At 50.7% G+C, this 19512-nt stretch carries 21 protein-coding genes and 1 other annotated feature; of the genes, 10 read left to right on the top strand and 11 right to left on the bottom strand.

What is annotated here, in order from left to right:
* Positions 1 to 291 precede the first annotated feature (291 nt).
* The 3 genes from clpB to rluD all read right to left on the bottom strand — a co-directional run bounded on the left by clpB (position 292) and on the right by rluD (position 4703).
* A complete protein-coding gene (gene clpB, locus G8S19_RS05675) occupies positions 292 to 2865 on the bottom strand; it encodes an ATP-dependent chaperone ClpB (protein ID WP_115601639.1) in 2574 nt (857 codons plus the stop codon).
* 129 nt (positions 2866 to 2994) lie between these two features.
* The gene (yfiH, locus tag G8S19_RS05670; RefSeq protein ID WP_048212932.1) at positions 2995 to 3726 is read right to left on the bottom strand and encodes a purine nucleoside phosphorylase YfiH; all 732 of its coding nucleotides are present in this window, start codon (positions 3724 to 3726) and stop codon (positions 2995 to 2997) included.
* A complete protein-coding gene (gene rluD, locus G8S19_RS05665; protein ID WP_005130415.1) occupies positions 3723 to 4703 on the bottom strand; it encodes a 23S rRNA pseudouridine(1911/1915/1917) synthase RluD in 981 nt (326 codons plus the stop codon). Before rluD ends, yfiH begins: the two co-directional genes overlap by 4 nt.
* 131 nt (positions 4704 to 4834) lie before the next feature.
* On the opposite strand from rluD, the gene bamD reads away from it, so the two are divergent.
* The 4 genes from bamD to pheA all read left to right on the top strand — a co-directional run bounded on the left by bamD (position 4835) and on the right by pheA (position 7590).
* The gene (gene bamD / locus G8S19_RS05660) at positions 4835 to 5572 is read left to right on the top strand and encodes an outer membrane protein assembly factor BamD (RefSeq protein ID WP_005130417.1); all 738 of its coding nucleotides are present in this window, start codon (positions 4835 to 4837) and stop codon (positions 5570 to 5572) included.
* 269 nt (positions 5573 to 5841) lie between these two features.
* Positions 5842 to 6180 carry a ribosome-associated translation inhibitor RaiA gene (raiA, locus tag G8S19_RS05655; protein ID WP_003031244.1) on the top strand — a complete coding sequence of 113 codons (339 nt, stop codon included), beginning with the start codon at positions 5842 to 5844 and terminating at the stop codon, positions 6178 to 6180.
* 102 nt (positions 6181 to 6282) lie between these two features.
* Positions 6283 to 6408: a sequence feature (Phe leader region), on the top strand.
* A complete protein-coding gene (pheL, locus tag G8S19_RS05650) occupies positions 6284 to 6331 on the top strand; it encodes a pheA operon leader peptide PheL (protein WP_100250063.1) in 48 nt (15 codons plus the stop codon). It overlaps the preceding feature by 48 nt.
* A 21-nt stretch (positions 6409 to 6429) precedes the next feature.
* Positions 6430 to 7590 (top strand): bifunctional chorismate mutase/prephenate dehydratase, encoded by a 1161-nt coding sequence (gene pheA / locus G8S19_RS05645; protein ID WP_061068376.1) that lies wholly within the window; start codon positions 6430 to 6432, stop codon positions 7588 to 7590.
* Positions 7591 to 7634: 44 nt separating this feature from the next.
* Here pheA and tyrA read toward each other — a convergent pair whose 3' ends face one another.
* Positions 7635 to 8756: a bifunctional chorismate mutase/prephenate dehydrogenase gene (gene tyrA, locus G8S19_RS05640; protein WP_048212934.1), complete on the bottom strand. Its 1122-nt coding sequence runs from the start codon at positions 8754 to 8756 to the stop codon at positions 7635 to 7637.
* A 9-nt stretch (positions 8757 to 8765) separates the two neighbouring features.
* Complete coding sequence (gene aroF, locus G8S19_RS05635; RefSeq protein ID WP_005130422.1) at positions 8766 to 9836, bottom strand: 3-deoxy-7-phosphoheptulonate synthase AroF; 1071 nt, start codon at positions 9834 to 9836, stop codon at positions 8766 to 8768.
* 213 nt (positions 9837 to 10049) lie between these two features.
* On the opposite strand from aroF, the gene G8S19_RS05630 reads away from it, so the two are divergent.
* The 4 genes from G8S19_RS05630 (at position 10050) to G8S19_RS05615 (ending at position 12815) form a co-directional block, all read left to right on the top strand.
* Positions 10050 to 10424 (top strand): DUF2799 domain-containing protein, encoded by a 375-nt coding sequence (locus G8S19_RS05630; RefSeq protein WP_253686274.1) that lies wholly within the window; start codon positions 10050 to 10052, stop codon positions 10422 to 10424.
* A 158-nt stretch (positions 10425 to 10582) separates the two neighbouring features.
* Positions 10583 to 11101 carry a YfiR family protein gene (locus G8S19_RS05625; RefSeq protein WP_040234078.1) on the top strand — a complete coding sequence of 173 codons (519 nt, stop codon included), beginning with the start codon at positions 10583 to 10585 and terminating at the stop codon, positions 11099 to 11101.
* Positions 11094 to 12320, top strand: coding sequence for a diguanylate cyclase DgcN (gene dgcN, locus G8S19_RS05620; protein ID WP_061068378.1), 1227 nt, complete (start codon positions 11094 to 11096; stop codon positions 12318 to 12320). The genes G8S19_RS05625 and dgcN overlap by 8 nt, the downstream gene beginning before the upstream one ends.
* 12 nt (positions 12321 to 12332) lie before the next feature.
* Positions 12333 to 12815: an OmpA family protein gene (locus G8S19_RS05615; protein ID WP_048212937.1), complete on the top strand. Its 483-nt coding sequence runs from the start codon at positions 12333 to 12335 to the stop codon at positions 12813 to 12815.
* Between the two features lie 117 nt (positions 12816 to 12932).
* Here G8S19_RS05615 and rplS read toward each other — a convergent pair whose 3' ends face one another.
* The 5 genes from rplS to ffh form a co-directional block, all read right to left on the bottom strand.
* The gene (gene rplS, locus G8S19_RS05610) at positions 12933 to 13280 is read right to left on the bottom strand and encodes a 50S ribosomal protein L19 (RefSeq protein WP_002914145.1); all 348 of its coding nucleotides are present in this window, start codon (positions 13278 to 13280) and stop codon (positions 12933 to 12935) included.
* 39 nt (positions 13281 to 13319) lie between these two features.
* Positions 13320 to 14087, bottom strand: coding sequence for a tRNA (guanosine(37)-N1)-methyltransferase TrmD (gene trmD / locus G8S19_RS05605; RefSeq protein ID WP_061068379.1), 768 nt, complete (start codon positions 14085 to 14087; stop codon positions 13320 to 13322).
* A 44-nt stretch (positions 14088 to 14131) separates the two neighbouring features.
* Positions 14132 to 14680: a ribosome maturation factor RimM gene (gene rimM, locus G8S19_RS05600; protein WP_003031230.1), complete on the bottom strand. Its 549-nt coding sequence runs from the start codon at positions 14678 to 14680 to the stop codon at positions 14132 to 14134.
* 18 nt (positions 14681 to 14698) lie between these two features.
* Positions 14699 to 14947: a 30S ribosomal protein S16 gene (rpsP, locus tag G8S19_RS05595; RefSeq protein WP_003031228.1), complete on the bottom strand. Its 249-nt coding sequence runs from the start codon at positions 14945 to 14947 to the stop codon at positions 14699 to 14701.
* Between the two features lie 253 nt (positions 14948 to 15200).
* Positions 15201 to 16562, bottom strand: coding sequence for a signal recognition particle protein (gene ffh, locus G8S19_RS05590; RefSeq protein ID WP_199975489.1), 1362 nt, complete (start codon positions 16560 to 16562; stop codon positions 15201 to 15203).
* Between the two features lie 165 nt (positions 16563 to 16727).
* Between ffh and G8S19_RS05585 the strand changes: the two genes are divergently transcribed.
* The gene (locus G8S19_RS05585; protein WP_048212939.1) at positions 16728 to 17519 is read left to right on the top strand and encodes an inner membrane protein YpjD; all 792 of its coding nucleotides are present in this window, start codon (positions 16728 to 16730) and stop codon (positions 17517 to 17519) included.
* Positions 17520 to 17537: 18 nt separating this feature from the next.
* Positions 17538 to 18827, top strand: coding sequence for an HlyC/CorC family transporter (locus G8S19_RS05580; protein ID WP_101742785.1), 1290 nt, complete (start codon positions 17538 to 17540; stop codon positions 18825 to 18827).
* A 49-nt stretch (positions 18828 to 18876) separates the two neighbouring features.
* Here G8S19_RS05580 and grpE read toward each other — a convergent pair whose 3' ends face one another.
* Positions 18877 to 19470 (bottom strand): nucleotide exchange factor GrpE, encoded by a 594-nt coding sequence (grpE, locus tag G8S19_RS05575; RefSeq protein ID WP_048212941.1) that lies wholly within the window; start codon positions 19468 to 19470, stop codon positions 18877 to 18879.
* Positions 19471 to 19512: the final 42 nt, after the last annotated feature.

Here is a 19512-nt window from a genome sequence, read left to right as displayed (position 1 = left end):
TTCGCTTTTTCTCAGCGGCGCGGGGTGTGCATATTACGCCATCCCGCTACGAAGTCAAGCATTTAATTTCGCCTTCTTCGCCGGAGTTCTCAGTGGAACCCCGCTGACCCGGCGGCTTGCGTGCCGTTGTTCCGTGTCAGTGGAGGCGCATTATAGGGAGTTATTTCAGACTGACAAGTTAAAAATACAAAAAACTTATCAAGCGATTACTTTTTAATCAACAGCTCTATTCTTGCCTGGTTATTAAACAAAAACGAGCCCCGCAGGGCCCGTTTATTGAGGTTTTGTGACTTACTGCACTGCCACAATGCGATCGTCATTCACTTCCAGACGAATCGTTTTGCCTGGAATCAGCTCACCAGACAGGATTTGCTGCGCCAGCGGGTTTTCGATCTGCTGCTGGATAGCACGTTTCAATGGACGTGCACCATATACCGGATCGTAACCATTCGCGCTCAGCAGTTTAAGCGCCTCGTCAGAGATGTGAATTTCATAGCCACGCTCTTCCAGACGTTTATACAGACGCTGCAGTTGGATCTGAGCAATAGAAGCAATGTGTTTCTCACCCAATGGATGGAATACAACAACCTCATCTATACGGTTGATGAATTCCGGGCGGAAGTTCTGGCTCACGACGCCCAGCACCATATCCTTCATGTGACCATAATCCAGCTCACCGAAGCGTTCCTGAATCAGATCAGAGCCAAGGTTCGAGGTCATGATGACAACCGTATTACGGAAATCGACCGTTCTCCCCTGCCCGTCAGTCAAACGACCATCGTCAAGCACCTGCAACAGAATGTTAAATACATCCGGATGCGCTTTTTCCACTTCATCCAGCAGAATGACAGAGTAAGGACGACGGCGTACCGCTTCCGTCAGATACCCACCTTCTTCATAACCGACATATCCCGGAGGCGCCCCGACCAGACGAGAGACAGAATGTTTCTCCATAAACTCGGACATATCGATACGCACCATCGCGTCGTCGCTGTCGAACATAAAATTAGCCAGCGCCTTACACAGTTCGGTTTTACCGACACCGGTTGGGCCAAGGAACAGGAATGAACCAATCGGACGATTCGGATCGGACAAACCCGCACGGCTACGGCGGATGGCATTAGATACCGCTTCTACCGCTTCGTTCTGGCCAATCACGCGGCTGTGCAGATCCTGTTCCATCCGCAATAATTTTTCCCGCTCGCCTTCCAACATACGAGCCACCGGGATCCCGGTCCAGCGCGCCAACACTTCTGCAATTTCTGCATCCGTCACTTTATTACGCAGCAGACGCATGGTTTTGCCTTCAGACTGGGTGGCTGCTTCCAGCTGTTTTTCCAGTTCCGGAATTTTGCCGTACTGCAGCTCGGACATGCGCGCCAGGTCGCCGACACGACGCGCCTGTTCGATAGCGATTTTTGCCTGTTCCAGCTCTGCCTTGATGGTTTGCGTGCCGGAGAGGGACGCTTTTTCAGCTTTCCACTCTTCTTCTAACTCAGAGTACTGGCGCTCTTTGTCGTCCAGCTCTTCATTAAGCATATCAAGACGTTTTTTGCTCGCCTCATCAGACTCTTTCATTAACGCCTGCTGTTCCAGCTTGAGCTGGATGATACGACGGTCGAGTCTGTCGAGTTCCTCCGGCTTGGAGTCAATCTGCATACGAATGCTGGATGCCGCTTCGTCAATGAGGTCGATAGCTTTATCCGGCAACTGACGATCGGCAATATAGCGGTGAGACAGCGTAGCTGCCGCAACAATTGCCGGATCAGTAATCTGTACATGGTGGTGCAGCTCGTAACGTTCTTTCAGTCCACGCAAAATGGCGATGGTGTCTTCTACTGATGGCTCAGCCACAAACACTTTCTGGAAACGACGTTCCAGCGCCGCATCTTTTTCGATGTACTGGCGGTATTCATCAAGCGTGGTGGCCCCTACGCAGTGCAGCTCCCCGCGCGCCAGCGCTGGTTTCAACATGTTGCCGGCGTCCATCGCGCCATCGGCTTTACCTGCACCGACCATTGTATGCAACTCATCGATGAACAGAATGACGTTGCCTTCCTGTTTCGAGAGATCGTTGAGCACACCTTTTAAACGTTCTTCAAATTCACCGCGATACTTCGCCCCGGCCACCAGCGCGCCCATATCCAGCGCCAGCACGCGACGACCTTTTAACCCTTCAGGTACTTCACCGTTAATGATTCGCTGTGCCAGCCCTTCGACGATAGCGGTTTTACCAACACCTGGCTCACCGATCAAAACCGGGTTATTTTTAGTACGACGTTGCAGCACCTGAATAGTGCGGCGAATTTCTTCATCACGACCAATAACCGGATCGAGTTTGCCTTGTTCGGCGCGCTCGGTCAGGTCGACGGTATATTTTTTCAAGGCCTGACGTTGGTCTTCAGCCCCCTGGTCATTCACGCTTTCACCTCCACGCATTTGTTCAATTGCCTGAGTGATATTGGCGGTTGTCGCTCCAGCTGATTTTAATAAATCGGTCAGCGTACCGCGTGACTCAAGCGCCGCCAGAACGAACAGTTCTGACGAAATAAAGTTGTCCCCACGTTTTTGCGCCAGCTTGTCGCAAAGATTCAGTACGCGCACCAGATCCTGAGAAGGCTGCACATCACCACCGGTACCTTCTACCTGCGGCAAGCGGCTCAACGCCTGGTCAATCGCTGTGCGTAACTGGCCAGCATTAATGCCAGCGGACGTTAACAAAGGACGAACCGATCCCCCTTCCTGATTCAGCAAGGCGCTCATTAGATGAAGTGGTTCGATGAATTGATTGTCGTGCCCCAATGCGAGTGACTGGGCATCGGCAAGAGCAAGCTGGAATTTATTGGTAAGACGATCCAGACGCATAACTCCTCCCATAACAGGTCAAAATTGCTACTGGAGATTAAATGAGGTCATCCCTCAATTATTCAAGGTGAATGACCTGAATTATGTGAAAAGAAAATTACACGTACCGGATCGTCTTGATTCTTTAGGTTATATCAGCCAAATAAAACTTGCCATACGACCCGTGGTATTGTCGCGACGATAAGAGAAGAACGTCTCACTTTCGCTGAAGGTGCAATGGTCACCACCGTAGACGTTCTCAACCCCCACATTTGCCAGACGCTGGCGCGCAAGCTGGTAGATATCCGCCAGATATTTTTCACCACGCGGCACAAATGCACTGTCAGCGTGCGGATCTTTTGCCATAAACGCTTCGCGGACTTCTGCTCCCACTTCAAACGCGTCCGGGCCAATCGCCGGTCCTAACCAGGCAATAATGTTTTCCGGTTTATCGCCAAAGCACGCCACCGTTTCTTCCAGCACACCTTCACATAACCCGCGCCAGCCCGCATGGGCCGCCGCCACCTCTGTTCCAGCACGATTACAAAACAGCACCGGCAGACAGTCCGCCGTCATCACCGCACATACGGTGCCCGGCGTATTACTGTAGGACGCATCTGCACGTTTAGATAAGTATGGCCCGCCGCTCAATTTCAGGACGTCTTTACCGTGTACCTGTTCAAGCCAGACGGGTTTCGAAGGCAGATTGCCCGCAGCAAACAGCCGCTTGCGGTTCTCTTCCACATGCTCCGGGTTATCACCACAATGGGCACCCAGGTTAAGCGAATCATAGGGCGACAGACTGACGCCGCCAATGCGGGTAGAACTACAGGCCGCGACACCCTGAGGTATCGGCCACTGCGGGACAATTAGCTTACTCATAGCCAGGCAACATCATCCTTATGCTCTTCGAAATCAGCGCGCATCACTTCGATAAGCTCCACCATATCTTGCGGAATCGGCGCATGCCATTCCATCTCAATACCGGAAATCGGGTGATACAAACGCAACATGGTCGCGTGCAGCGCCTGACGGTCAAACTTACGCAGCACGGAGATAAACTCGTCAGAAGCGCCTTTCGGTGGACGCGGACGACCACCGTAGACCTGGTCGCCCACCAGCGGATGGGTGATATGCGCCATGTGCACGCGGATCTGGTGCGTACGTCCGGTTTCCAGACGCAACCGCAGACGCGTGTGCACACGGAAATGCTCCATAATGCGATAGTGCGTTACCGCAGGTTTCCCCATTGGATGCACTGACATATGCGTACGTTTGGTTGGATGACGGCTGATCGGTTCTTCGACTGTACCGCCCGCTGTCATATGACCAATCGCCACGGCTTCATACTCACGAGTGATTTCGCGCAGCTGCAATGACTCGACCAGGCGCGTTTGCGCCGGGACAGTTTTTGCCACAACCATAAGTCCGGTTGTGTCTTTATCCAGACGGTGTACGATACCGGCACGAGGAACATCCGCGATTGGCGGGTAGTAATGCAGTAACGCATTCAATACCGTACCATCAGGATTACCTGCGCCCGGATGTACCACCAGGTCACGAGGTTTGTTGATGACAAGAATGTCGTCATCTTCATAAACGATATCCAGCGGGATATCCTGAGCTTCAAAACGAACCTCTTCATCAATTTCAGCATTGATGGAGACACGCTCTCCACCTAACACTTTTTCTTTCGGCTTATCGCAAAGATTGCCATTTACCAGTACGCGCTGGTCGAGGATCCATTCTTTTATGCGCGATCGCGAATAATCAGGGAACAATTCGGCCAAAGCCTGATCTAAGCGTTGACCAAGCTGATTTTCGGAGACTGTTGCGGTGAGTTCTACTCGTTGTGCCATAAACTGCTTCTTCGTTTAACGTTGGGTTTTACGGCTTTGCCGTTTAATATAGTGTGCTATTGTAGCTGGTCTTAACCGGGAGCAGGAACAGAGAATCTCCCGTATTACATTTTGAGGAAAGTCAAAACGTCATGACGCGCATGAAATATCTGGTGGCAGCAGCCACGTTGAGCCTGTTTTTGGCGGGTTGCTCTGGTTCAAAGGAAGAGGTGCCCGATAATCCGCCAAATGAAATCTACGCGACTGCTCAGCAAAAGCTGCAGGACGGTAACTGGAAACAGGCAATAACGCAATTGGAAGCGTTGGATAACCGCTATCCATTTGGACCGTATTCTCAGCAGGTGCAATTAGATCTCATCTACGCCTACTATAAAAACGCCGATCTGCCACTTGCTCAGGCTGCCATCGATCGTTTTATTCGTCTGAACCCGACTCACCCGAACATTGATTATGTCATGTACATGCGTGGCCTGACCAATATGGCGTTGGATGATAGCGCGCTGCAAGGATTCTTTGGCGTCGATCGTAGCGATCGCGATCCACAGCACGCCCGAGCTGCGTTTAATGACTTTTCCAAACTGGTACGTGGTTATCCGAACAGCCAGTACACAACCGATGCCACGAAGCGTCTGGTGTTCCTGAAAGATCGTCTGGCGAAGTATGAATACTCTGTTGCTGAGTACTATACCGCCCGTGGCGCATGGGTTGCAGTCGTGAACCGTGTGGAAGGTATGCTGCGTGACTATCCGGATACCCAGGCAACGCGTGATGCCCTGCCGTTGATGGAAAACGCTTATCGCCAAATGCAGATGAATGCCCAGGCAGAAAAAGTAGCGAAAATCATTGCCGCTAACAGCAGCAACACCTGATTGACCTCAGAATGCAAAACGGCAGCCCAAGGGCTGCCGTTTTTTTATCCGTTAACACCACAACTGAAGCGGTTTAGCTGCGACGCATCCTATCAAATATGGCCTGCTTTCAGGTATTCCTCAAGTAAAAAATCGCCTGTTCCTGCGGTGCCTCACAAAAAGGTTTTCTTGACAAAAAGCGACAAAAATATGTGATTTAGATCACATATTTTGACATTAGGAACGGTATGCTGGAATCACCAAGACGGGAAAGACAAGAGGTAAAATTTATGACAATGAACATTACCAGTAAACAAATGGAAATTACTCCGGCAATTCGCCAGCATGTCGCAGACCGTCTCGCCAAACTTGAAAAATGGCAAACTCATCTGATTAATCCACATATCATTCTGTCTAAGGAGCCACAGGGTTTCATTGCTGATGCCACCATCAATACACCGAACGGACATCTGGTCGCCAGCGCAAAACACGAGGATATGTACACCGCCATTAACGATTTGATCAACAAGCTGGAACGGCAGCTCAATAAAGTGCAGCACAAAGGCGAAGCCCGTCGTGCAACAACTTCAGTAAAAGACGCCAACTTCGTCGAAGCAGAAGAAGAGTAGTCCCTTACATTGAGTGTATCGCCAACGCGCCTTCGGGCGCGTTTTTTGTTGACATGGTGAAAACAGTACGGGTACTTTACTGATGCAGCCAAAGGAAAATTACATGAAACTTGTCCCGTTCTTCTTCGCATTCTTTTTTACCTTCCCCTGAATGGGAGGCGTTTCGTCGTGTGATAAAGAATGCGAAGACGAACAATAAGGCCTCCCACAACGGGAGGCCTTTTTTTTGATAACAAGAAAGGCAACACTATGACATCGGAAAACCCATTGCTGGCGCTGCGCGATAAGATCAGCACGCTGGATGAAAAATTACTGGCCCTGCTGGCTGAGCGACGTGGACTAGCCGTAGAAGTTGGCAAAGCTAAACTGCTTTCACATCGTCCGGTTCGTGATATCGACCGTGAGCGCGACCTGTTAGACCGCCTGATTCAGCTTGGCAAAGCACATCATCTTGATGCTCATTACATTACTCGCCTGTTCCAGCTGATTATCGAAGACTCCGTCCTGACCCAGCAGGCGCTCCTTCAGCAGCATCTGAATAAGAGCAACCCGCATTCCGCTCGTGTTGCCTTCCTGGGACCAAAAGGGTCTTACTCACACCTCGCCGCCCGTCAGTATGCCGCACGTCATTTTGAGCAGTTTATTGAAAGCGGCTGCGCGAAATTTGCCGATATCTTTAATCAGGTTGAGACCGGACAGGCAGACTACGCGGTAGTGCCTATTGAAAACACCAGTTCCGGTGCGATTAATGACGTTTACGATCTGCTGCAGCACACCAGCCTGTCTATCGTTGGCGAGATGACGATTACTATCGATCATTGCGTACTGGTGTCGGGAACAACCGATCTGGAGAGCATTGACACGGTATACAGCCACCCGCAACCGTTCCAGCAGTGCAGCAAGTTCCTGAACCGCTACCCGCACTGGAAGATTGAATACACTGAAAGCACTTCAGCTGCGATGGAAAAGGTCGCCCAGGCTAATTCGCCACGCGTGGCAGCCCTGGGAAGCGAAGCCGGTGGTGTACTGCATGGTCTGCAGGTACTTGAGCATATTGAAGCTAATCAGACACAAAACATTACCCGCTTCGTGGTACTGGCACGTAAAGCAATCAATGTTTCTGACCAGGTTCCAGCGAAAACAACGTTGCTGATGGCGACAGGGCAACAGGCCGGTGCTCTGGTAGAAGCATTGCTGGTGCTGCGTAACCATAATCTGATTATGACTAAACTGGAGTCACGCCCGATTCACGGCAATCCGTGGGAAGAGATGTTTTATCTTGATATCCAGGCCAATCTGGAATCGCCCCAAATGCAAAAAGCATTGAAAGAGCTGGGTGAGATTACGCGTTCGATGAAAGTATTGGGATGTTATCCGAGTGAAAACGTGGTGCCGGTCGATCCAAGCTAACGTTTGACAATGCCGGATGGCACTACGCTTATCCGGCATCTTAATTAAGGACGGCTGTCATTCGCCTGGCGTAACAAAGTACGGCTTTCACTCTGGAAGCGCTGCGCATAGTCGCCAAACCAGTGTTCCACCTTACGGAAACTGTCGATAAAAGCCTGCTTATCGCCCTGCTCCAGTAAACCGATCGCCTCACCAAAACGTTGGTAGTAGCGTTTGATCAGCGCAAGGTTGCTCTCCGACGACATAATAATATCGGCATAGAGCTGCGGATCCTGGGCAAACAGACGGCCAACCATTGCCAGTTCAAGACGGTAAATCGGCGAAGAAAGAGCCAGTAACTGCTCCAGTTGCACATTCTCCTCCGCTAAATGCAGCCCATACGCAAATGTCGCAAAGTGGCGTAACGCCTGAATGAACGCCATATTCTGGTCGTGCTCAACGGCGCTAATCCGATGCAATCTCGCGCCCCAAACCTGAATCTGCTCAAGGAACCACTGATAGGCTTCCGGCTGCCGCCCATCACACCAAACAACGACCTGTTTTGCCAGGCTGCCGCTGTCAGGACCAAACATCGGGTGTAAACCCACAACCGGACCGTCATGTGCCGCCAGCATCGCCTGCAGAGGACCATTTTTCACTGAGGCCAGATCAACCAGAATACAGTCAGGCGGCAGGCGCGGTAATTTGGCGATTACCAGTTCGGTGACGTGGATCGGCACACTGACGATCACCATGCCTGCATCGGCGACGATCTCCGTGGCGCGATCCCAGTCCTGCTGTTCCAGGATCCGCACCTGATAACCAGACAGCGTCAGCATCTTCTCGAACAGCCGCCCCATCTGTCCGCCACCACCGACGATCACCACCGGACGCAAAGAAGGACAAAGCGTCTTAAAGCCTTTGTCATTCTCACTGGAATAAGACTCGCGCATAACCCGACGCAATACATCTTCGATCAGATCTGGCGGCACCCCCAGCGCTTCAGCTTCTGCACGGCGGGAAGCCAACATCGAGGCTTCCCGCTCGGGTACGTAGATCGGCAGCCCAAAGCGGCTTTTGACTTCACCGACTTCGGCAACCAGCTCCAGACGCCGTGCCAGTAAATCCAGCAACGCCTTATCAACTTCATCAATTTGATCGCGTAGTGCGGTCAATTCAGCAACCATACCAACCTCTTATGCTACACGCGCCGTCAGTTGGCCGTTTAAATCCTGGCTAATTTCACGCAGTAGCGCATCCGTCATTTCCCAGCTAATGCAGGCATCAGTTACGGAGACGCCGTATTTCATTTCGCTACGCGGCTGTTCGGAGGACTGGTTGCCTTCGTGAATATTACTTTCAATCATCAAGCCAATGATTGAGCGATTGCCATCTTTGATTTGGGCGATCACAGATTCAGCCACGGCTGGCTGGCGACGGTAATCTTTATTTGAATTACCATGACTGCAATCTACCATCAGAGAAGGTCGTAGTCCTGCCTGCTCCATCTCTTTTTCACACTGGGCGACATCCGCTGGGCTGTAGTTCGGCGCTTTACCGCCACGCAGGATCACGTGACCATCTGGATTACCCTGAGTTTGCAGTAGTGCAACCTGCCCCGCCTGGTTAATACCAACAAAGCGGTGTGATTGTGCTGCGGCGCGCATGGCGTTAATTGCCGTCGCCAGGCTCCCATCTGTACCATTCTTAAAACCAACCGGCATGGAAAGACCAGAAGCCATTTCACGATGCGTCTGTGATTCAGTGGTACGCGCACCGATAGCAGACCAGCTAAACAGATCGCCCAGGTATTGCGGGCTGTTTGGATCTAACGCTTCTGTTGCCAGCGGTAGCCCCATATTCACCAGTTCAAGCAGCAGTTGACGCGCAATTTTCAAGCCTGCTTCAACATCAAAAGAGCCATCCATATGAGGATCATTAATTAACCCTTTCCAACCGACGGTGGTACGGGGCTTTTCAAAGTAGACGCGCATCACCAGATAGAGGCTATCGCTGACCTCTGCGGCAAGGGCTTTAAATCGACGAGCGTACTCAATAGCCGCTTCAGGATCGTGAATCGAGCATGGACCACACACCACCAGCAGTCGCGGGTCGCGCCCAGAGATAATGTCTGAAATGGTTTTACGCGACTGAGCGATTTGCGCCTCCTGTGCAAGGCTCAGCGGAAATTCCGCTTTAAGCTGCTCTGGGGTCATCAGAACCTGTTCGTCGGTAATGTGTACGTTATTCAGCGCGTCTTTTTGCATGATGGTGATCCTGTTTAGCTCGTTTGCGATAGTTTTCCTCAGCGAGGAGATAATCACGATAACACAACAGGTAAAGATTTCAATCCACATTCCGTAAATTTTTATTTACGGAAGACCTTTTTGCAGCAAAAACACTGCAAAATTCCGTACAATTAAATTTACACCATTCTATATATGAATCCGCTATGCTTTAAAAAACGGGGAGAACAGGCAATGAAGCAACTCATCTGTACCTTATTTGTATTATTTCTCAGCGGATGTCAGATAGATCCCTATACTTTTTCCCCTACCTGGACAGGTACCGACTGGTTTGATGCCGGAATACAGGATGCCATTTCAGGCCATGTCGTTAAAGATAACGAGACACTTGCCGACAACTACGATGACCCGGAGGTCGATCGTGCCCAATATCTTAAGGGGTACGCCGAAGGACAAAGGAAAACCTGTCAGCAGGACTTTGTTTACGCGAGAGGATTGACCGGCAAAACCTTCCCCGCCAGTTGCGACACGGTAGACAATGTCAGCCGATTACATGAAGCATGGCAAAAAGGAGCAAACGAAGGAGCAGCCTCAACAAGGTTAAATTAAACAAGAGCTTAAATTTTATAAATTAATGAGATTTAGCTTAAATACTCAATACACTCATTCCAGGAATAATGACGCCCTGGGAAAATAATGTTATTTTGTTGCAAACAATCTTGAATGTATATCGACGCAATACGGCAAACGCTGGTAGGTACCTATTCATGAGCTTTTCTTACCGACTCATACTTCTACTGGCACTGCTTCTGACCGGATTACCTCTGTACGCTCACAGCGTCACGGAAGAGGCAAAATCTGTGCGCTCTATGGTTTCCGGTATCGTCAGTTATACACGCTGGCCAGCACTTTCAGGGCCACCAAAACTGTGTATATTCTCTTCTTCGCGCTTTTCCAGCGTGCTGGAAGATACCCGAGCAGGAGCACTACCCTATCTTCCTGTCATCATTCATACGGAACAAGAAGTTTTAGTTGCGCAGTGTGATGGTTTTTATTTTGGAAAAGAAAGCCCTACATATCAGGCGGAACTAAAGAATAAATATCCTACTAAGGCATTGTTATTAATTGCCGAACAGAATCCCGAATGCGTTATTGGCAGCGCTTTTTGCCTCATAATTAAAGATGAAGACGTGAGATTTTCCGTAAATATGGATTCCCTGTCACGCAGCGGTGTAAGGGTAAGTCCAGACGTATTGATGCTTGCGCGGAATAAAAAGCATGAATAAGGGTCCTTCTCCCATAAAACGCCCAACGTTTAAGCGGACGCTGCGGCGTATCAGCATCGTCAGCGTACTGGTAACCATGACGCTGATTTGGCTGCTGCTTAGCATTTCGTCTGTGCTGGCTCTGAAGCAATACGCACAAAAGAATCTGGATCTCACGGCAGCAACCATGACCCGCACGCTCGAAGCCGCATTAGTCTTTTCGGATAGCGTCGCAGCGTCGGAAACGCTGGCGGCACTAGGACAGCAAGGGCAATTTTCAGTTGCAGAAGTCCGCAATCAAAAGCAGAAAGTGATCGCCACCTGGCGCTATGACGCGCAGGATGCTACTGACAAAATCAGCAGTATCATCAGCCACTGGTTGTTCCCACAACCGGTAACTCAACCCATTTTGCACAATGGCGACGTTATTGGTGAGGTGCGCCTGATTGCTCGCGACAGCGTTATTAGTCATTTCATTTATTTGTCGCTGGCGGTTCTTACCGGATGCATTTTACTGGCATCGGGTATTGCATTAATGCTTACTCGTTATTTACACAATGGTGTCGTGGACGCCCTGCAAAATATTACTGAGGTGGTACATGATGTTCGTACCAATCGTAATTTCTCACGGCGCGTATCTGAAGAACGGATTGAAGAATTTCATCTGTTTGCGCAGGACTTTAATAGCCTGCTGGATGAAATGGAAGAGTGGCAACTACGTCTCCAGGCAAAGAATGCCCAACTGTTGCGTACCGCGCTACATGACCCTTTGACTGGTCTTGCGAACCGTGCCGCATTTCGCAGCAGTATTAACGCACTGATGAACGACGACGCGGCCCACAGCAGCTCTGCGTTGTTATTCCTTGATGGCGATAATTTTAAATTTATTAATGATACCTGGGGACACGCTGCGGGCGATCGGGTCCTGATTGAAGTCGCAAAAAGGCTGGCCGAATTTGGTGGTAATCGGCATCACCCATACCGACTTGGCGGCGATGAATTTGCCATGGTGCTTTACAGCGTCCATTCTGAATACGAAGTTCAACGTATCTGCGCGGCGTTGTCGCAAGAGTTTAATCGACCTTTTGACCTGCATAACGGTCATCTGGCAAGCATGACACTCAGTATTGGTTTTGCGCTGACGTGGGAACATGCCTCTGCCGAGAAATTACAAGAACTTGCCGATCATAATATGTATCAGGCTAAAAATTTGCGCGCTGAGCGCATTATTAAAAAATAAGGAATTACACACATGCTAAGACGTTTATTATCCCCGTTTATTCTCATCATGCTGATTCTGGCAGGCTGTCAGGCACCTCAGGGGAAATTTACCCCAGAGCAAATTGCAGCTATGAAATCGTACGGATTTACTGAAGCTTCAGGAGACTGGTCTCTGGGTTTGTCTGACACCATCCTGTTTGACAAAAACGACTATAAACTCCGCCCTGAAAGTGAAAAACAAATCCAGGAAATGGCATCCAAACTGGCTGCTACCGGGTTAAACCATGCTCGTCTGGATGGTCACACCGATAACTATGGCGAGGACAGCTACAACGAAGCTCTGTCGCTCAAACGAGCCAATGTGGTTGCAGACGCCTGGGCTCGGGGTGCCAATATTCCACGAACTAACCTGACAACCCAAGGGCTCGGGAAGAAATACCCGCTTGCCAGCAACCAGACGTCAAAAGGCCGTGCCGAAAACCGCCGCGTTGCAGTCGTGATCTCGACACCGTAATCAATATCCAACTGGCTGCGCGTCGCGCAGTCATCTAACAAAAAATAAAGGTCGGAGTAAAAAAAGGGCCAGCCTTTCGGCCAGCCCTTTTCTAACAGGATGTCGCTTGCGCGAATCTTAGTTAAGACGCTCTTTGATACGAGCAGACTTACCAGTGCGCTCACGCAGGTAGTACAGTTTAGCTTTACGAACAGCACCACGACGTTTAACAGCAATGCTGTCAACTACCGGAGAGTGAGTCTGGAAGACACGCTCAACGCCTTCGCCGTTGGAAATTTTACGAACAGTGAATGCAGAGTGCAGACCGCGGTTACGAATAGCGATAACCACGCCCTCGAATGCCTGCAGACGTTTTTTGGAACCTTCAACAACCCATACTTTCACTTCCACGGTATCACCCGGACGGAAGGAAGGTACGTCCTGCTTCATCTGTTCTTGTTCAAGTTGCTTAATAATGTTGCTCATAATTTAATCTCTTATCCTGGGTAAACTGATATTGGGGGCTTACGCCTGCCCATCATGTTTATGTTGCTGTTGTGCGTGTTCCTTTTTGAACTCCGCCAGCAACCTTGCTTGCTCTTCAGTCAGAGCCAGGTTTTCCAGAAGTTCAGGTCTTCTAAGCCAGGTCCGGCCCAGCGACTGCTTCAAACGCCAGCGACGTATCTCAGCGTGGTTCCCCGACAGTAATACCGCCGGTACTTCCATCTGCTCTAACACTTCAGGTCGGGTATAGTGTGGACAGTCCAGCAACCCGTCAGCAAACGAATCTTCGATTGCCGAAGCCTCATGACCCAGAACCCCCGGAATAAACCGGGAAACGGAGTCGATCAGCGTCATTGCCGGTAACTCACCACCGCTGAGAACGTAATCGCCGATTGACCATTCTTCGTCAATTTCGGTTTGAATCACGCGCTCATCTATTCCTTCATAGCGACCGCACACCAGAATCAACTTTTGATTCGTTGCCAGTTCGCAAACGCCCGCTTGATCAAGCTTGCGTCCCTGAGGTGACAGATAAATCACCTTTGCGCCTTCACCAGCCGCAGCTTTTGCTGCATGAATGGCGTCCCGTAAAGGTTGCACCATCATTAACATCCCCGGTCCGCCGCCGTAAGGACGATCGTCCACGGTACGGTGCCGGTCATGAGTAAAGTCACGAGGACTCCAACTCTGGATGTTCAGCAGGCCATTTTTTACTGCCCGGCCAGTTACCCCGTAATCGGTAATTGCGCGGAACATTTCTGGAAACAGGCTAACGATACCTATAAACACAAGCCAATCCCCATAACGCCGACTTTTACCGTTTATCCGGTGGTTTAAAAACCAGGATCCCAATCTACTTCGATAGTACGAGTAGCGAGATCGACTTTCTTGATAACCTGCCCATCGAGGAACGGCACAAGACGTTCCTTGATACCAAACGCATCTTTCAGGTTTGCCTTGATGACGATGACGTCATTAGAACCGGTTTCCATCATATCGACGACTTTACCGAGATCGTAGCCTTCAGTGGTCACTACCTGGCAGCCCATAAGGTCTTTCCAGTAGTAGGAACCATCTTCCAGCGCTGGCAACTGCGAGGAATCCACGACAATTTCGCAATTAGTCAGTAGATTCGCCGAATCACGATCGTCAACGCCTTTCAGCTTGATGATCAGATCCTGATTGTGGTGCTTCCAGCTTTCCAGCTGTACTTGCTGCCACTGACCCGCCTTCTGGATAAACCAGGGCTGATAGTCAAAAATGCTTTCGGCGTCTTCAGTGGAAGAAAACACTCTGAGCCAACCACGGATACCGTAAGAAGACCCCATTTTCCCCAAAACGATGGGTTCTACAGGAGCCTGTGCGGCGAGTTGCTTGCTCATCATGACCACCGTGACAGATTAAGCTGCTTTGTTTGCTGCTTTGATCAGCGTAGCTACGCGATCAGAAATAGTCGCGCCCTGGCCAACCCAGTGAGCGATGCGATCCAGATCCAGGCGAGTGCCTTCTTCTTTTTCGCTAGCGATTGGGTTAAAGAAGCCAACGCGCTCGATGAAGCGACCGTTGCGTGCATTACGGCTGTCGGTAACAACAACCTGGTAGAACGGACGCTTTTTAGCGCCGTGACGAGCTAAACGAATAGTAACCATAACATCCTCTTGTGTGAATAAAACACCCAGGCCCCATCGAGGAACGGAGCCCGGGTGTCATATTAAAAGCCCGAAAATTTTACTGATTTCTGGGAAAAAAGCAATCAACATGTGATGAAGCTTTATACCAGGGCGTTACCGTTGCAGCCAGTTTGGCGTCGGCGCGCGCGCAGAAAGCGGAGCGTACACGCAGTACGTGAGCATTTCGAGCACACTCCGGCGTCAAAATGGCAAATAAGGTAGCCCGATATATTTATCTACCGGGGAAGCCGGGCGGCATCATCCCCTTCATACCACGCATCATCTTCGCCATTCCGCCCTTCTTCATTTTCTTCATCATGCGCTGCATGTCGTCGAACTGTTTCAGAAGACGGTTAACGTCCTGTACCTGCATCCCGCAGCCCAGTGCGATACGGCGTTTGCGGGAGCCTTTGATGATTTCCGGCTTAGCGCGTTCTTTCATCGTCATCGAGTTGATGATGGCTTCCATACGCACCAGCACTTTATCGTCCATCTGCGATTTCACGTTGTCAGGGATCTGCCCCATGCCCGGCAGCTTGCCCATCAGGCTGGCCATGCCGCCCATGTTTTTCATCTGCTTAAGCTGTTCAAGGAAATCGTTCAGATCGAAGCCGTCGCCTTTTTTCAGCTTGCTTGCTAATTTCTCTGCCTGTGCACGGTCAACTTTGCTTTCGATATCTTCGATCAGCGACAGCACGTCGCCCATGCCGAGAATACGTGAGGCAATTCTGTCCGGATGGAACGGCTCCAGCGCTTCCGTTTTCTCACCAACGCCGAGGAATTTAATCGGCTTACCAGTGATATGACGAATAGACAATGCCGCACCGCCACGGGCGTCACCATCGACTTTAGTCAGTACCACACCGGTCAGCGGCAGTGCTTCGTTAAACGCTTTCGCAGTATTCGCAGCATCCTGACCGGTCATGGCATCGACAACAAACAGCGTTTCTACCGGTTTGATAGAAGCGTGGACCTGTTTGATTTCGTCCATCATCGCTTCATCAACATGCAGACGACCGGCGGTATCCACCAGTAGCACGTCGTAGAATTTGAGCTTAGCTTCTTTCAGCGCGGCATTAACAATATCAATCGGCTTCTGGCCGACATCCGACGGGAAGAAGTCCACGCCGACCTGTTCGGCCAACGTTTCCAGCTGTTTGATCGCCGCCGGGCGATAGACGTCGGCAGAGACCACCAGCACTTTCTTCTTGTGCTTCTCGCGCAGGAATTTACCCAGCTTACCGACGCTGGTGGTTTTACCCGCACCCTGCAGGCCCGCCATCAGCACCACGGCCGGTGGCTGTGCCGCCAGGTTTAGCGTCTGGTTCTCTTCGCCCATCGCCGAAACCAGTTCGCTACGAACGATTTTAACGAACTCCTGACCCGGGGTCAGGCTCTTGTTAACTTCGTGACCAACCGCTTTCTCTTTTACGCGATTGATAAACTCACGCACTACCGGCAGCGCAACGTCAGCCTCCAGTAGCGCCATGCGCACTTCGCGCAGCGTCTCTTTAACGTTGTCTTCAGTAAGGCGTCCACGGCCACTGATATTGCGCAGCGTGCGCGACAAACGATCGGTTAAATTATCAAACATTGTCTCTCGCCTGGGGTGGAAACGGTCGGTCGCGACAGCGACACATCAACAGAAATTTGTCGCAGTATAACATGAAGCCGCCTTTGTTGTTATGCAACGGTTGGAGCAGCGGTCACGTAACGCTATACTGCTTTTCTTTATCCTTGGCCAACTGTCGACACCCATATGCCCGTTTTTGCTCTGTTAGCCCTTGTCGCCTATTCCGTCAGCCTTGCGCTGATCGTTCCCGCCCTGCTGCAAAAAAACAGCGGCTGGCGGCGTATGGCTATTCTTTCTGCGGTTATCGCGCTGGTCTGTCACGCGTTTGCCCTGGAAGCACGTATTCTGCCAGGTGGTGAAAGCGGACAAAACCTGAGCCTGCTGAACGTCGGTTCTCTGGTTAGCCTGATGATCTGTACTGTCATGACCATTGTGGCCTCGCGCAACCGCGGCTGGCTATTGCTACCGATCGTCTATGCGTTTGCATTAATCAATCTGGCATGCGCTACGTTTATGCCCAACGAATACATCACCCATCTCGAAGCAACTCCAGGCATGATGATTCACATCGGGTTATCGCTGTTCGCTTACGCCACGCTGATTATCGCCGCGCTCTATGCGCTGCAACTGGCATGGATTGACTACCAGTTGAAAAACAAAAAACTGGCCTTCAGCAATGAAATGCCACCGCTGATGAGCATTGAGCGGAAGATGTTTCATATCACCCAGATAGGCGTGGTTCTGCTGACGCTGACGCTGTGTACTGGCCTGTTTTATATGCACAACCTGTTCAGCACAGAAAATATTGATAAAGCCGTTCTGTCTATCGTGGCATGGTTTGTCTATATCGTTCTGCTGTGGGGACATTACCATGAAGGCTGGCGCGGACGTCGTGTCGTCTGGTTTAACGTCGCAGGCGCAGGTATTCTGACGCTGGCCTATTTCGGCAGCCGCATCCTGCAGCAGTTCGTGAGTTAAATCTTTAAGGAACCCTACGTGGAACACATCTCCACCACCACGCTTATTGTCACGCTTCTCATTATGGTGGTCATTTCCGCCTATTTTTCCGGTTCCGAAACCGGAATGATGACCCTGAACCGCTACCGTCTGCGACACCGGGCAAAACAGGGAAATCGTCAGGCAAAACGCGTTGAGAAATTACTTCGTAAGCCCGACCGTCTGATAAGCCTGGTCCTCATTGGCAACAACCTGGTGAATATTTTGGCCTCCGCACTCGGTACCATTGTCGGTATGCGTCTGTATGGCGATGCGGGCGTGGCAATCGCCACCGGGGTCCTGACCTTTGTGGTACTGGTATTTGCTGAAGTATTGCCCAAAACCATTGCCGCGCTGTATCCAGAAAAAGTGGCCTATCCCAGCAGCGTGTTGTTAGCGCCACTGCAAGTACTGATGATGCCGCTTGTCTGGTTACTGAATACCATCACGCGTCTGCTGATGCGGATGATGGGCATCAAAACGGATATCGTGGTGAGCGGTTCGCTGAGTAAAGATGAACTACGCACGCTGGTGAATGAATCGCGCTCGCAAATCTCTCGTCGTAACCAGGATATGCTGCTGTCCGTGCTGGACCTGGAAAAAGTCAGCGTCGATGACATTATGATCCCGCGTAACGAAATCATCGGTATCGATATTAACGATGACTGGAAGTCTATCGTCCGCCAACTTTCTCACTCCCCGCACGGGCGTATTGTGCTGTACCGCGACTCGCTGGACGATGCCATTAGCATGTTGCGCGTGCGTGAAGCGTGGCGACTCATGGCCGAGAAAAAGGAGTTCACCAAAGAGACCATGCTACGCGCCGCCGACGAGATCTACTTTGTCCCGGAAGGCACCCCGCTCAGCACTCAGTTGATCAAATTTCAGCGTAATAAGAAGAAGGTCGGCCTGGTGGTCAACGAATATGGCGATATTCAGGGGTTGGTCACCGTTGAAGATATTCTGGAGGAGATTGTCGGTGACTTCACCACTTCAATGTCACCAACGCTTGCCGAAGAAGTCACGCCGCAGAATGACGGTTCAGTAATTATTGATGGCAGCGCCAACGTTCGTGAAATCAATAAGGCATTTAACTGGCATTTGCCGGAAGATGATGCGCGAACGGTAAACGGTATTATCCTTGAAGCACTGGAAGAGATCCCCGTTGCCGGCACGCGAGTGCGTATTGGGCAGTACGATATCGATATTCTCGACGTGCAGGACAATATGATTAAGCAGGTGCAGGTATTGCCGGTCAAACCGCTACGAGAAAGCGTATCTGACCAATGAGGATAATCCAGACCGGGTAACGCATCAGCACTACCCGGTCTGAGGCTGATTAGCTTTTTGCTTTCGCCACAGACACCATTGCCGCGCGAATGGTACGTCCATTAAGGGTATAGCCTTTCTGCATGACCATCAGCACGTTACCGGCAGCAACTTCATCAGACTCAACCATTGCAATAGCCTGGTGTACGTTCGGGTCCATCGGCACATCGATATCCGCAACCACCTGCACGCCAAACTTCGCCACAACATCCAGCATCGACTTGCGGGTCAGTTCAATACCTTCAACCATCGCCGCCATCGCGTCATTATCTTTGTTCGCCACTTCCAGCGCGCGATCCAGGCTATCCAGCACCGGCAGCAGTTCGTTGACGAATTTTTCCAACGCAAATTTATGCGCTTTTTCTACGTCAAGTTCGGTACGACGACGCAGGTTTTCCATTTCCGCTTTGATACGCAACACGCTGTCACGCTCGCGCGTTTCAGCTTCTGCAAGCTGAGCCTCCAGATTCGCAATCTTTTCATCGCGCGGATCCACCTGCTCAGCAGAAGCGTCTGATTCTACCGCCTCAACTTCTTCGTGCTGATCCATGATAATTTCTTCCGGGGCTTGCCCCTCAGGCGTTTTCTGTTCTTTACTACTCATGAATTTCTCCGCGTTTTTTTCGCATTCATCTCGCTAACCTGG

It is taken from the genome of Citrobacter sp. SX206 (genome assembly GCF_024181025.1).
Lineage (GTDB): Bacteria > Pseudomonadota > Gammaproteobacteria > Enterobacterales > Enterobacteriaceae > Citrobacter > Citrobacter youngae.
This window is presented reverse-complemented; position numbering and strand designations above follow the sequence as displayed.